The organism is Haloarcula sebkhae (assembly GCF_014647415.1).
In the GTDB taxonomy this organism is placed as follows: Archaea; Halobacteriota; Halobacteria; order Halobacteriales; family Haloarculaceae; genus Haloarcula; species Haloarcula sebkhae.
In genome coordinates this window covers 114,724-128,356 of record NZ_BMPD01000010.1, presented here as the reverse complement: position 1 = coordinate 128,356, position 13,633 = coordinate 114,724, and the positions used below count along the sequence as shown (strand labels likewise).

General features: G+C 55.7%; 13 protein-coding genes and 1 pseudogene. 9 read left to right on the top strand and 5 right to left on the bottom strand.

The window, feature by feature from the left end; translation table 11 throughout:
• Nucleotides 1–594: 594 nt before the first annotated feature.
• From IEY38_RS20145 to IEY38_RS20110, 8 genes are all read left to right on the top strand, one after another.
• Entirely contained in the window at nucleotides 595–4,992 is a 4,398-nt protein-coding gene (locus IEY38_RS20145) for a S8 family serine peptidase (RefSeq protein WP_188980661.1), read from the top strand.
• A 60-nt stretch (nucleotides 4,993–5,052) separates the two neighbouring features.
• Nucleotides 5,053–5,904 (top strand): hypothetical protein, encoded by an 852-nt coding sequence (locus IEY38_RS20140; RefSeq protein WP_188980653.1) that lies wholly within the window; start codon nucleotides 5,053–5,055, stop codon nucleotides 5,902–5,904.
• 263 nt (nucleotides 5,905–6,167) lie between these two features.
• Nucleotides 6,168–7,103 (top strand): ABC transporter substrate-binding protein, encoded by a 936-nt coding sequence (locus tag IEY38_RS20135; protein WP_188980651.1) that lies wholly within the window; start codon nucleotides 6,168–6,170, stop codon nucleotides 7,101–7,103.
• Between the two features lies 1 nt (nucleotide 7,104).
• Nucleotides 7,105–7,929, top strand: a complete 825-nt coding sequence (locus IEY38_RS20130; protein WP_080505445.1) for an ABC transporter permease — start codon at nucleotides 7,105–7,107, stop codon at nucleotides 7,927–7,929.
• On the top strand, nucleotides 7,926–8,690 hold the full coding sequence (locus IEY38_RS20125) for an ABC transporter ATP-binding protein (RefSeq protein ID WP_188853844.1): 765 nt from the start codon (nucleotides 7,926–7,928) through the stop codon (nucleotides 8,688–8,690). The genes IEY38_RS20130 and IEY38_RS20125 overlap by 4 nt, the downstream gene beginning before the upstream one ends.
• Nucleotides 8,691–9,290: 600 nt before the next feature.
• The gene (locus IEY38_RS20120) at nucleotides 9,291–9,530 is read left to right on the top strand and encodes a hypothetical protein (protein ID WP_188980650.1); all 240 of its coding nucleotides are present in this window, start codon (nucleotides 9,291–9,293) and stop codon (nucleotides 9,528–9,530) included.
• Nucleotides 9,531–9,700: 170 nt separating this feature from the next.
• The gene (locus tag IEY38_RS20115; RefSeq protein WP_188980648.1) at nucleotides 9,701–9,853 is read left to right on the top strand and encodes a hypothetical protein; all 153 of its coding nucleotides are present in this window, start codon (nucleotides 9,701–9,703) and stop codon (nucleotides 9,851–9,853) included.
• Complete coding sequence (locus IEY38_RS20110) at nucleotides 9,850–10,251, top strand: type II toxin-antitoxin system VapC family toxin (RefSeq protein ID WP_188980646.1); 402 nt, start codon at nucleotides 9,850–9,852, stop codon at nucleotides 10,249–10,251. Before IEY38_RS20115 ends, IEY38_RS20110 begins: the two co-directional genes overlap by 4 nt.
• 418 nt (nucleotides 10,252–10,669) lie before the next feature.
• On the opposite strand, the gene IEY38_RS20105 is transcribed toward IEY38_RS20110, so the two are convergent.
• The 4 genes and pseudogenes from IEY38_RS20105 to IEY38_RS20095 form a co-directional block, all read right to left on the bottom strand.
• Nucleotides 10,670–11,545 (bottom strand): hypothetical protein, encoded by an 876-nt coding sequence (locus IEY38_RS20105; protein WP_188980640.1) that lies wholly within the window; start codon nucleotides 11,543–11,545, stop codon nucleotides 10,670–10,672.
• A gap of 300 nt (nucleotides 11,546–11,845) precedes the next feature.
• Nucleotides 11,846–12,036, bottom strand: a pseudogene (locus IEY38_RS21450) (hypothetical protein); the annotation flags it as partial.
• Nucleotides 12,036–12,335: a hypothetical protein gene (locus IEY38_RS20100; RefSeq protein ID WP_188980638.1), complete on the bottom strand. Its 300-nt coding sequence runs from the start codon at nucleotides 12,333–12,335 to the stop codon at nucleotides 12,036–12,038. The pseudogene IEY38_RS21450 and the gene IEY38_RS20100, both read right to left, overlap by 1 nt.
• A gap of 64 nt (nucleotides 12,336–12,399) precedes the next feature.
• Nucleotides 12,400–12,717 (bottom strand): PadR family transcriptional regulator, encoded by a 318-nt coding sequence (locus IEY38_RS20095; protein WP_188980635.1) that lies wholly within the window; start codon nucleotides 12,715–12,717, stop codon nucleotides 12,400–12,402.
• A 463-nt stretch (nucleotides 12,718–13,180) separates the two neighbouring features.
• Between IEY38_RS20095 and IEY38_RS20090 the strand changes: the two genes are divergently transcribed.
• Complete coding sequence (locus tag IEY38_RS20090; RefSeq protein ID WP_326838529.1) at nucleotides 13,181–13,390, top strand: winged helix-turn-helix domain-containing protein; 210 nt, start codon at nucleotides 13,181–13,183, stop codon at nucleotides 13,388–13,390.
• On the opposite strand, the gene IEY38_RS21890 is transcribed toward IEY38_RS20090, so the two are convergent.
• On the bottom strand, nucleotides 13,351–13,590 hold the full coding sequence (locus tag IEY38_RS21890; RefSeq protein ID WP_079980889.1) for a FaeA/PapI family transcriptional regulator: 240 nt from the start codon (nucleotides 13,588–13,590) through the stop codon (nucleotides 13,351–13,353). The genes IEY38_RS20090 and IEY38_RS21890 overlap by 40 nt on opposite strands.
• Nucleotides 13,591–13,633 lie beyond the last annotated feature (43 nt).

Here is a 13,633-nt window from a genome sequence, read left to right as displayed (position 1 = left end):
AACGAGACAACGCCGCCCTCGGACAATACCACAGAAGCACCTGAAAACGAGACAACGCCGCCCTCGGACAATACCACAGAAGTACCCGAGAACGAGACAACGCCTCCCTCGAACAATACCACAGAAGTACCTGAAAACAAGACAGCGCCTCCCTCGAACAATACCACCGAAGCACCTGAAAACGAGACAGCAATCAGTACGGTTACCGCGCGTAACAGATCACGCAACTCTAGCACCAATTCATCGACTGCTGAGGTAATTGTCCGGGTTGAGGAGTTCGAAATACCCGAAGCTGGCACGCTCTCAAAAGAGGCAGCTGTCGATGAACTTCGTACCCACGCTAACGAGACCCAGCAGCCCGTTCTTGATTACGCTGCGTCGACGGATGGGGTCACGGTCCTCAATAGATTCTGGATCACTAATGCGGTCCTCATGCGGGTCAACACCTCGAAAGCTAACGCTAGCGCGCTTGTCAAGCAACCTGGCGTCACTGACGTCCACAGGAATTATGAGGTTCGTGCACTCTCCGCAACTAACACACAGCCAAGTGGTACTGCGAAACAACCAACTGCTGCGGACTCACCGTCGGGTGACGTGACATATGGGCTGGACCAACTCAATGTCCCCGAGGTCTGGGCCGAACACGGAACGAGAGGTGCTGGAGCGAAGGTCGCTGTACTCGATACCGGCGCTGACATCGATCATCCTGACCTGAGCCTTCGTACTGAGAACCAGAACGATGCCACGTACCCTGGTGGGTGGGCCGAGTTCGATACAAACGGTGATCGCGTAATGAACTCAACCCCGCATGCGACCAGCGACCACGGCACCCACGTTACTGGTACGGTGGGTGGTGGTGACATAAGTGGCACCGCCGTTGGTGTCGCGCCCGATGCGGACATGATGCACGGGCTCGTTCTCCCTGATGGCACAGGGTCGTTCGCACAAATTATTGCTGGAATGCAGTGGGCCGTTGAGGAGGATGCCGATGTTATCAGCATGAGTCTCGGAGCTGACGGCTTTTACAGCACACTCATTCCGCCAATTCGAAACGCCGAGGATGCTGGCACCACTGTCGTCGTAGCGGCCGGCAACCATGGCCCTGAGACAGCACCGTCTCCTGGAAACATTTACGATGCAACTACTGTTGGAGCCTCAGGTCCAGACCGAGACATCGCACCGTTCTCCGGAGGTGACGTCGTTCGGACCCAGCGCGATTGGGGTGACGCTGCTCCCGGTGACTGGCCTGCAAGCTTTGTCACACCAGACATTGCGGCGCCAGGCGTTGAAACCTATAGCACGCTTCCTGGTGGAGAGTACGGAGAAAAATCTGGAACCTCAATGGCAACGCCACACATTTCCGGTGTCGTCGCGCTGATGGTGTCTGCCTCTGGGGGTGATCTCTCACCGGACGAAATCAATACAGCCCTACGCAAATCCGCAACAAAACCAGCGGATGCGCCCAATAATAAGGATATTCGCTATGGTCACGGTATTGTTGACGCCTTGGATGCGACAACCGCTGTCGCCGCCGAGCAAGGCATCACTGGCACTGTCACTAATACAAGCGGTGCTCCGATTGCTGACGCTACAGTCACCTTGGATAGCGGTGCCGAAACAACGACAAACCCCGCTGGGGATTACCTTGTCCGGACCCTCCCGGGTAGATTCAACGTCACCGCCTCTGAGTTTGGCTATGAACCGGAGACGAGCCAGGTCACTGTTGACAGCGGGACGATGGCTACCCACAGTATTGATCTATCGGCGTCACTGGACGGTCGCGTTACGACTAACCAGACCAGTGAAATTAAATCCGGTAATGCTGCGACAGTCACCTATCAGACGGCTCACGCAGAGACACTTTCTATCACACGGACTGGAACCACGACCGAGAACGCGACATTATACGTTAACGGCCAGCAGTACGCGTTTGGTGAGGAGATCGCACTGAACAACTCCGATGACACGACCGTTCAAGTCCGGGTTGAAACAACAACAAACGCAGACGGACGTCTTGTACTCTCTCACACACTGTCCGGCCTTGGAGACACAGTGACGTTAACGACCGGTCCGACGAATGTTGTGCCCGATCCGGTATACGTTGGTGTTGTGGACAGCACTGGTTCGGAGTACGCTAACCAAGTTCAGACTGCGGTTGACACAAATGTCCCCGACGAGTACTTCGTGTCTGTCATTACACCTGAGGAGGCGATGGCAGAAACCGACAATTATGATGTTCTCGTCGTCAATCAAGTTAGCTCGGGTGTCGATGTTGAAGCGTTCGTAGCAGCAACCGATCATCCTGACACTGGCGTTGTCTATCTTGACCAGTGGGGTGCGGCAAGCAATGGAATCACAGCACTCTCAAGCGCAACACAGAATCCGGTCGTCACTGGGCAATCGACACAGAACGACCGGCCAGCGTTTGAAGTAGTGACGGGCCACCCACTGTTTGACGGGGTAGCTAGCGCTGGAGAGCGCGTACAGATTCACAACCAGTCCCGAGGTGATATCGCGTGGTTCGACCGATATCAGGGGACAACACTCGCAACAGTAGGTGATGGTAGCGATACGTCTGGCACTGGTATTGCCATTGATGAGTCGACACAGTCCGTATTGCTCTCATCGCTTGGCCGCACATCTACAGTTCGAAGCTCACACATGTCCCATGATGCGAACGCAATACTGGGCAACGCTGTTATGTACGTCAACAGCAAGCCACCGGCCTGGTTTGCTTCCACACAGCCAGCACACGTCTCGCCAGGGGACTCGTTCAGCGTTGAGGTCGCCGCCGATGACCTTGACCGTCTAAACGTCACGCTAACGGAGTCGACGACGCTCACAAAATCGGATCTCTCATTATCCGTAAATGGGACTGAACGAGAGTTTGGGGAATGGCACAGTGTCTCAGACGACACTGATGCCGTAACTATCAGAATAAACACGTCTAGAGATATCGTTGGTAGTGTTGGTCTTTCCGTTACTGCTGACGGCGATAACGAGACTGTCGAACTGCTCAGCGGACAGACTGCGGCCTACGAAAAACCACTCGTTGTCCCTGAAGACGTGGACACGATCCAAGGAGCAATCGACTTGGCCCCACCTGGGACGACTGTCGAAGTCGCACCAGGAACGTATACGAAGCCCATTGAAGTCACGACACCTGGCATGACACTAACCGCCCATGATGCGGCGGCGCGACCGACTATTGAGGCGAACATACCTGGGTTCTACGACCCCGTTGTTCATGTGGACGCGCCAAATGTGACTGTTGAGCAACTTGATGTCACTGCCAAGGGAGCCGCCCCTGACGGCATCGCTGTGGAACGAATGAATGCGACGATTCAGGATGTTTCGGTTAGTGGCGCCGCACATGGTGTCCTTATCGGTGGCGCTGGATCAACCGCGCACAACGCGGTCGTCCGTGACGTGAATATCACAAACGGAGCAAGTCTGCTGGCCATTGGCGTCACTGTTGGTGAAGCCGACAGCGCACACGTGTCTAACGCGACTATTTCGGGGCAAGACTCTGGCGTGGATGTGTACACGTCCTCCGATACGGTCGTCGAGCGCAACGAAATCACCGACAGCGGGGCTGGCCTCACGACCTTCGAGACGGACAATATCCAGTTCCGCGAGAATGAGATTCACGATATGGATGAATCGGCATCAAACACTGTTGGTATCCAGTTAGAGGCGTTCGTGACAAACGCAACGGTAGTAGACAACGACATCTGGAACCTCTCCGAAGGAGTCTATGTTGAAGGGACTAACACTGGTGGTGAGATTGCCCGGAATGACATCGATGCAGAGTACGGTGTCTGGGTCGACCGTGCGGATGTACCAGCAGTCGAAATCCATCACAACGATCTTTCGGAATCCAACACTTCGCTCGGAAGCGGGCTTGACACGACACTCCGAGCAACAATGAACTATCACGGGGAGCGAGCGGGCAACCGTTCCTTCGTTAGCGGTGACGTGGTCTATGAACCATTCCTTACGGCTCCGCCGGAAGCCGTTAACACGACAGACCCGAGTCGCTTTGGCATTGATCTCACGCTGGCAGCAGACGAGGTCTACAGTGTGAGTGTGCCGGGGCCGACTGACCAGACTGTCGCTGATCTATTTAGTGGCGGCTTTGAGGGTGCAGTCTACGGGTTCGACGCGAATACACAAACTTGGAAAATGTTGTCCGGAGATGACCGGGTCGCTCCGCTGCAGGGTATAGCAGTAGTTGCAGAGAGCGATGGTCGGATGACCATCACCCACCATGTTGGGACGGACTCACCAAATGCACCAGCCCAGACAGCCCTTGTTGAGGGCTGGAACTTTGTCGGTGCACCAACGTACAATCGGATTGATTTAGCCTTTGACGCCGGTACGGTTAAACCGACTCTGGCAACTGCACCGATGACGGCTCCAAGCAGTCAGCCGGGGCAAGCTACCAGCTTTGAGGGTACATACCGGTTCCAAAGCGCTTCAAGCGGAACTGTGCCCGATGCAAGTCCGTATCAGGGCTACTTCGTGTTTGTGGAGAATAGGAGTACGCTCCCCTCGTATGTTGGTCCAAATCCGTCGAAAACAGAGCTTTACAAGGGGATTAAGCTGTATCAACTAAACAGTACCGCGTCTAACAGCACAGGTGAAGAAGGGCCGGTAATAAACGGCTCTGTATCAGCCTCGACCGTATTAGCAAGTACTGGCTCTGTAGACAATGCGACGCTACAGACAACACTTTCGCAGGTTATCTACCGCAACTTGACGACAGCGGTGATAGCCGAAGACAGCAATAGATCCATGGCAGACATTGAAGCGGCGGCAGCTGATATTGTTGCTGACGCAGCGCCACCTTACCGAAATCTGACTGCGAGTGCCGCTGACAAGGCGGTTGAACGCATACGCAGGGGTAGTATTAAGACTCACACTGCTGACGGCAACGAAACCGGTCAGGTTTCGAATCCACGTTCGACAGCAACTGTGCCAGCATCCTAACGCAATCATACCTAATATACAACGATGACACGACACATTAGATTCGTTGCAGCCCTGACGATGGTAGGCTTAATCGTATGCAGCGGCGGTGCTGTCTTTGCGACGCCGGCCGCAGGTGCAGACCCGCCGCCGACGCCGGCCGCCTATTACGGAAGCGTGACGATTGACGGCGAACCCGCCCCGGCAGGCACAGAAATCACGGCCAAGATTGATGGCGAACGTCGGGGGACCCTCGTTACAGAATCTACGGGGGCGTTCGGCGGCAGTAGCGTTGTTGCCGAAAAACTTGCAGTCAATGGCACTCGCAGCGATGCCGGTGCGACTGTCATATTCTACGTAAACGATGTGAAAGTAAACCAGACTGCAGAATGGTCGAGTGGAAGCATAATGAACCTCGACCTCAAAGCGCCGGCGAGCGCCGGCGCCGATGATGGAACGACTGACCCTGCTCCCCCGGATGAAGAAACCGATGGGGCGGACGACAGCGATGGCGGTGGCAGCCCTCCCGCTGACGACGGCGGTAGCGGCGATCCCGGCGGGAATGACGACAGCGGCGGCGGTGGCAGTCCTCCCGCTGACGACGGTGAGAGCGACGATACTGGCGGGAATAACGACACCGGTGGCGGTGGCCTTCCACCCACTGACGACGGCAGTAGCGACGATACTGACGAGAATGACGACAGCAGTGGAAGCAGTAATGCCGATGATGAGGCCGAAAACCAGAATGTGACTACTGAAACGGCTGTCTCGACCTTCACGACTGACAGTACAACCCAAGATGCGGCTACGGCATCGACTGACCGCCGTAGTAGTGGACCTGAATCAACAGACGGAAGTGGGCCCGGATTTGGGATAGTGGGAGCCGTGGTTGGAGTGGGACTTGCTGTGCTGGCGGCCCGGACTCAGAGCTGATCTGATCCCGGGACAGCCCGCTCATAATGCATCTGACCGTGCGGTGCCTTCATATATTATCCTCGGTTGAAAGGAAAGATTATTTTAACTACTGTCCACTCTTTTTAGGTATGCCTAATTTAGGCAAGCCTAACAATTCGGATCGGTCCGAGGAAACACCTACCGGGAGCCGACGCCAGTTCCTCGGGAAAACCGGCGCAGCAGTCGGTGCAAGTACACTTACCGCTCTCTCTGGGTGTACGTCTGTGCTCGGTGGGAACTCTATGGATACCCTCAGCATTGCATTCAAGCCGCCGTTCCCGTTCCTCCAGTACCACGTGATGAATCAAGAAGGGTACTTTGAGGAGTTAGACCCCGACATCGAGGCTACAAACTTCGCTAACAAGGGCCTCACCATCGTTTCAGCGTATTCCGACGGTGACATTGACCTTGCATTCATGGGCATCACTCCTGTGATCAAGATGAAAAGTAAGGATGTCCCGGGAAAAGTCACGGCAGCCAATCATAAGAACGGGTTTGTTGTGTTCGCTCACGAAGACTTCGCTGCTCTCTGGGATGAACACGGTGCCGACGCTTTCCAGATGTTCCGCGAGGAGAAAGGGCGGAAATTCAAATTCAGCACCTTCCCAAAGGGCAGTGTCGCGTTTATCCTCCTCCAATATTGGCTCCGCGAGGAACTCGGAATCTCCCCAGACCTTGTCGACATTGAGCCAATGGCTGGTGGTAGCCCCGTCAAACGCTCGTTACTCTCTGGGAATGTTGATGGCACTGTCATCATGGAACCCATCCCAACTGCGCTTGAACAGAGAGACGCACCCTATGAGCGCATCACGTGGGCAGGCTCATTCATGTCTGGTCAGCCGGGCGGCGTCATGTTCATGCATGACCGCCTCTGGAACGATCATCCGGACATCGCGAAGTCTGTTGTAGCCCAACACTCACGTGCCACTGGAACCATTCAAAAACAACCGACTGTCGCTGCAGAGGCCGTGAGCAAGGCCAAAGGAGACAAACTTCCGACGAAGATTGCTCAGAAAGCCCTCACGTCGAAGGCCTCGAACTACATCAGCGACCCGGCACAGATTACAGAGAGTACGCAGCTTTTCGTTGCGCAGATGGAGAGCCTCGGCCAGATCGATAGTGGAGTGTCTAACGACGCAATCTTTGAGCAGTCACTCTACGACAACATCGCCGAATAGGATGGCCACCGAATTTGATCCAGTAGCGGACTCGTCCGGTATCCGCTCTCAGCCGACAACCACGACTGCGTTCGGCCGAGAATGGAATCTGACACGGCTGTGGTATGGATTTGTGGGAACTGCTGGGTTTCTGGCAGTCTGGTGGGCGGGGGGTCGTGAAGTTCCATCGTACCTGTTGCCGACACCCGGCGAGGTGGCAGGTGCACTGTGGGCCGAGCTGGTTAGCGGTGAATTGCTTGTTCATCTCGGTGAGAGTCTCCTCCACTATATTCCCGGTGTCGCTGTTGGGATTGTGGCTGGCGGCCTGCTTGGCATCGGGATGGGCTGGAGTCTGGTCATTGATGCCGCCCTTACACCCGTCGTGCGGGTGCTTAGGCCGATTCCACCACTGGCGTGGATCGTGTTCGCCATCATTTGGCTTGGGCTCGGTCACACCGGTGCGGCATTTATTGTGTTCATCGGTGCATTTTGGATTACGTTCTATAATGCGTACGAGGGGGTAGAGAGTACCTCACGTGACCTGATAGAGGTCGCTACGACGCTGGGTGTTGATAGTAATCGCCGGCTGCTGTGGCGGGTTGTCATCCCAGATGCATTACCGGGGATTCTGACTGGAGTCCGTACGAGCGTCGGACAGTGCTGGATGATGGTGATTGCAGCCGAATTGTTCGGTGCACCCGGTGTCGGGTACGAGATCATCACGAGTGCGAACAACCTCGCGATGGCGCGCAGCATCGCGTACATGTTGGTGATTAGCGTGGTATTCCTGCTCAGCGATTGGGCCGTGCGCCGAGTTCGTTCCTACCTCCTCGACTGGCAACAATGAGAGACCATAATGATGCGGCAATCACCATCGATGGGGTCTCCAAACAGTACGAGGGTGAGGGTGGGACCACTACAGCACTCCGTGAGATATCACTGAGTGTCTCATCTGGTGAGTTCGTCACCGTGCTTGGCCCGTCAGGCTGTGGGAAGACAACGCTCCTCAGACTTGTGAGTGGGCTGGAATCACCAACAGACGGTGACATCACAGTGGAGGGGAAGCTAGTTCAAGGCCCTGACCCGAATCGAGGGACGGTGTTTCAGGCGTACCACCTGTTTCCGTGGCTGACAGTCCGGGAAAACGTCGCTTTCGGATTGGTAGAGCAGGGAGTCCCGGATGCTGAGCGGCAGGACCGAGTCCAAGAGATGCTCGAGGTTATTGGATTGTCTAATTTTGCTGACGCCTACCCGAAAGAACTCTCAGGTGGTATGAAACAGCGAGTCGGTCTTGCGCGTGCACTGGCTGTGGACCCAGATATCCTCTTGATGGACGAGCCGTTTGGGAGCGTAGATATGCAGACTCGCCGACAACTGCAACATGAACTTATCCATATTTGGCGTGACACCGATAAGACCGTGTTGTTCGTAACCCATGATATTGAGGAAGCCGTTGCGCTCTCGGACAGGATTGTCGTTATGTCTGGCACGCCAGGATGCGTTCAAGCGACGGTTTCAGTGGCTGAATCTCGTCCGCGTAACCGCAGTGCACAATGGTTTGTCGACCAAGTGGAAACATTGTTCGAGCGAATCAAATCGAATACATAGACTACTGAAGGCATTTTCACATGGGTTGCGGTGGTTCCTGAACATACCCGCTGACACTTTGAGTGGCACGGCCACACTAATCCACTGTCACAGGCGTAGCAGAGCTCACGGGACTAGTCAAAGATACGTTCTCAGTGGTGCCTCAAAAATAAACCCAGAACAACCGCTCCAGCCTGAGCGGCGCTCCCGGATATTTATGAAATTGTTGTTATAACTACATAAGTGGCGACCCAGGTCAACTTTCGATTGCCTGATGAACTCGTGGGGAGGCGGATGTCGCGGCTGCTACGATAGACAAACGCTTTGGAGAAGCTTGACAGGGCGCCGAACAATGGTCCTGGCTTGGACAGCCGATCTATCGGCGGGCACAGAATTATTTGAATAACAGTGAGTCCTTGCTAAGAGTTAGACACAGCTGGCCATCGGCTTTCCCACTAGCAGCCGGGATTGACTCGACTGTGTTGGGAAAGGAGACGGTTGTCCAGCCATCGGGTTTCCGAACCCGGAACTCGGTCATTACCCATCTTATCTCGGCGAAAGATATCAGCGCTCTGGCTGGCCTACGAGCGGTTTTGTGTCTCCTTATAGCCGGAGGAGATCATGAGTACGACAGAGCCTTCCTTCGAGGAGTATGGGTTCGACCGTGGTGACCGCGTCCAAGTTGACTGGACAACCGGCAGCAGCCCACTCGACGAGGTCATTGGAACCGTCTCTGGTATCTCGCGTTCCGGTGGTAATGTGGTTGTTGCTGTCGAGGTTGACGACGACCAGTATCCCGAGAACTCGATCTACGGTGGCACCCACGACGCTGCTCCCGAGTGGGTCGAACCGCTGGAGTAATCCTAGTCTGACGGCACGGGACTCTCCCTTATTTTGTGACCACCCGTCGGGTGAGGGGTTCCCGAACATGAGGACCGAACAGCAGTCCGTCGACGAACAGATAATACGGGCGACAATCGGCAAGCAATGTCACCGGCACACTTTTTCAACCGCCTCTATAAGTGATACATATGAGTCTCACAACAGATGATTTTCGGGAGTTTACTCGTTCAGATCCGACTGATGATGAAGATCTCAGACTTGGGGACGCCCTCGCTGCAGTCGCCGTTGATGTCGATGTGGATGCCGTTGCCGAGGTCCGGGATGCCCGCGAACAGATATGACCTACCTGCTCGATACAAACATTCTCATTGCAGCTGTCACACAGGATAGTGAGCGATCAGCAGCAGCCCGCGAGCTACTGAATAGCACTGAGAACCTCCATGTTTCCATTCTCAATCTGATGGAACTACGTAGTGTTCTCAGTAAGAAAAAGCAATTCGAGCGCGATCGGATTGACCAGATTGAAGCCCGAATCACCTCACGGACGACAGTCACGTTTCCCGACGCATCGGATATGTTAGCCGCTAACCAGCTCCAGTCCGACACACTCCTGTACCCAATGGACGCACTTGTTCTGACGGCCGCTGACGCAATCGAGGGAACGTTGGTCTCGTTTGATAGAGAACTTGTCGAACAGGGAGCAGTGCGACCAGAGGAAGTTCTTGAAGATGCATCTTAGTCCGTAGGGACTGACTGCACACACTTTATGCGGAGACTGACATCGCCAACAGCTTACACACGTTGCTGATTTCGTGGCTACCCGATTGAGAGGAGCGTCCGACCGTAGGCACTGGACAGCCGTCTGTGAATAAGGAGGGGTAGACCGAGAGAGTTGGCGACCAGTCACAGAGTCGCTCTCAGGACCGCAGGTCAGTGGTGAAATCGATCTGTCACACCCGTTGTGAACTAGGGGATCGCTGTGGTCGCTCCGTTCGTGTTACAATTACTCACTACACTCCTGTACGAATGAGGCCGCTCCCGGTTCCTGCAGCTAGCAGATAGCGGCGTCGGCAGCGGCAGGGCACGTGCCACCGCGTCCAGCAGCGTTGGTTCAGCGCCGACTCACATCCTATTCGGTGTGTGTCACAGGGGTAGGGTCAAGACTCCACCACAACGGGTGTGACGCCACCCGTCGTGGCTTTGTAGTCGCTATGCTCCAGCAAATCGAGGCCGATGTAGCGTTTCTCAAGCAACCCTTCGGCTGTTGCCATATCCATCGCGAGGAGTTCGGTTTTGGTCTGATCCCGCCCAACCTGTCGGGTCTTCTCGACAACGTCGTCGCCGCCGATTTCCTCCAGTGTCTCCCAGACGCGCTTGATAGTTTGGCGATGTGGCTCTTTTCCGAGTTCGGCGGTCAGGGCCGTTTGCAGGTCGGCTTTGGTCATGAACACGCCGCTACCGTCGGTTCGCGTCGTGGCAAATTCCGGCCACCGCTTAGCGATACTGATCGCGCGGTAGGTGTTCTGGCGGTTCGCACGTTCGACGAACATCGTCTTGACCTTTGATTGGCGGCAGTTCGCGAAGAAATCCAGCGGCGAACTACTGGGTTCGATGCCGTCGGGTAGTTGCTCGGCGTCTTCCTGGTGGTCGGTCTCGGCGTCGAGTTGCTGGGCTTTGGCGATAGCGCTCTTGGCAACGTCGTGGGTGGCCTCCTGTTGTGCTTCGAGGTCTTCGAGTCGTTGTTCGTTCGTGGCGGCGTCGCCGACCGCTGTGGTGGCAACGTCATGGGTCTGTTCAAGATCGTCTTCTAGTTCGGTGACGCGTTCTTGGAGGCTATCGATAGTCCCGACCAGCAGCTCAAGAACACTCGAAACAGGGGGTGACACTTCGTCGTCGAGGTCGCTGATGAGCGACTGCAGTTCGTCGGTGTCCGTGCTACCTTGTTCGAGATCTATCCCGAGTGCATCGGCAAGTGCTTGATCGGTTGCTATGCTGTCGGTGGCTTCGTCGTCGGCGGTTGGGTGTCGTGGCATCGTGACCACAGGACCCGTCCCCGGAATCGAACCGAGCAGTGCTGACCACAGCACGGGCTCTTGCTGACGTGGCTGGCGCTTGCTGGACGTGGCGGTTGGCTCGTGGCAACCCTGCCACGTCTAGTGAATTTGTGTCGTGGCACCGCGCTGGCAGTGCCTAGCGATATGGATGGACTGTCGCCGTCCGAGCCAACGTGACACTGGGTTCACCGGGAGTGAGACATGCCCGCTGGTGGTAGGACTCCAGTCGTGGTCGACACCGGGGTGAGTGCTATGGCCGGTCATCCTTCGATCATCCCAGCGGTCGATGGCAACATCGTGGGCGTAGTCTCCGTACCGGTACTGTTCATAGTAGTTCTCGATGGTGGGGAACTCGGTCGTCCACTCGGAGTAGTGGGTGAGATCGCGACCATGTAGCAGAGTCGCCACTGAGTCGTGTCTGGTGGCGCTGTATCAGTCGCAGAGGCCGGCGATGGATCAGTACGGGCCATCAGTTCTCGCCTCCTGCGAAGGGGTTAGGACGGCTGCTGTCGCGTTCAACCAGTGCATAATCTGTGTGGGGGACCGTGAACGACGTGCGGTCGTCAGTCCGATTGATTGTCTGAGCCAGCTGTCGGCGTGTGGCTGTGTCTGGGTTGGAGGCTTGCAGCCGGCGGAGTGGTCCTGTTGGGAGGTCTGCCAGCAACACGCCCGTGACGTGATCGTCGCTGGCGGAACTGACCAGCAACAGTGGGTCACTGTCGATGGTCGTGATTGCAACAATCTCGCCGACGGTCGGCTGGGGGGTCATCGGCTCATCTCCCGATAGCGTGGTCTGTTCTCAGTGAGGTTGTGAGAGAGCAGTGCAACTGCCGTCATTGCTGTCTCCCTCTAGTGGCGGGCCGGGGCTGCTCACAGAGGCTTGCGAGCGTGTCAGCGTGGCGCTGGAGTGCTTTTCGACCGGCGTCGGTCAGCGTATATTCGTTGGTTCGGGCGTCGAGTTCATCGCGGTTGATGAGGTTCTGTTCGGCGAGTGTGCTGAGATTCTGGTAGAGTCGGCTGTGGTTAATCGGGTTGGCGTAACGTTCGTCGAGGTACGCTTTGAGTGCGAGGCCATACGGCTCGTTCTCGACGGCGGCGATGGCTTCCAGCAGGTCGCGCTGGAAGCCCGACAGGCCGTAGTAGGTCGTCATTGGTCGCCTCCGGTGGTATGCATCTGACCAGCACTCCGCCGTGGCATGGAAGAAGTCTGTGGCGCGGGTGAACGGAAGTCGACTTTCTGCGGTTGGTTTTCGTCTGTGAGCCGCTGTGGCGTGTCCGTGGGCCGCCCGGGCGGTGACCGGAAAATGAACAGAAGTGAGTGATCGTACCACCGTCTGGTGGTTTTCGAATGACCGGAAATCGAGGCTGGCGAGCGATGCGACTCTTCGTGGGTGAGCATCGGTGTGGTCATGGGTTCGATGAGACGCTGCCTCGAAGCCTCCGCTTCGGTAAGCGGCGTATATGATAACCAAGGCAGCTGGGCCCACTTATAGGTTGTGTAGACACAATGGTTTTAGAACAAATATCCCTTTTACCGAGGAGAGACACGGATAGGATGTGACCAACCGTCGTGGGCCAGACCCGACTGTCTCTGATGAAGAGCTGCTTAGATCCATGCATATGGCCTACAAACCAGCTCTCGGGACGACGGAGATAGCAGATATGGTTGGGATCAGCCAACAGGCGGCGTCAAAAAGACTCAGTCGATTAGAGGAAGAAAGACTGATTGAATCGGATAAAATTGGGAATGCTAGGGCATGGTGGCTCACTGACAACGGGCGTCGCTATCTGGATTCGTCCGAAAATGAGCCATCGAGCCAATAGATAAACGGCCCGCCACCAATCCGTGAACGGTTGATCTTATTCTGTTCGTCAAGTCTCTCCAGCCGCTGACGCACTCGCCAGTTGGATAAATCGACCAATTCAGCAACTTCTCCAGCTGTTGCGAATGGTCTGTTAGTTCGATCGATTGCCTCGATTAGCTCGGTATCACTGACCGTAGGTTCCGGACCTTTCGTAGACATAGGTGTCTAACCGACTATTGTTGTATCAGAACAATAGTTTTAT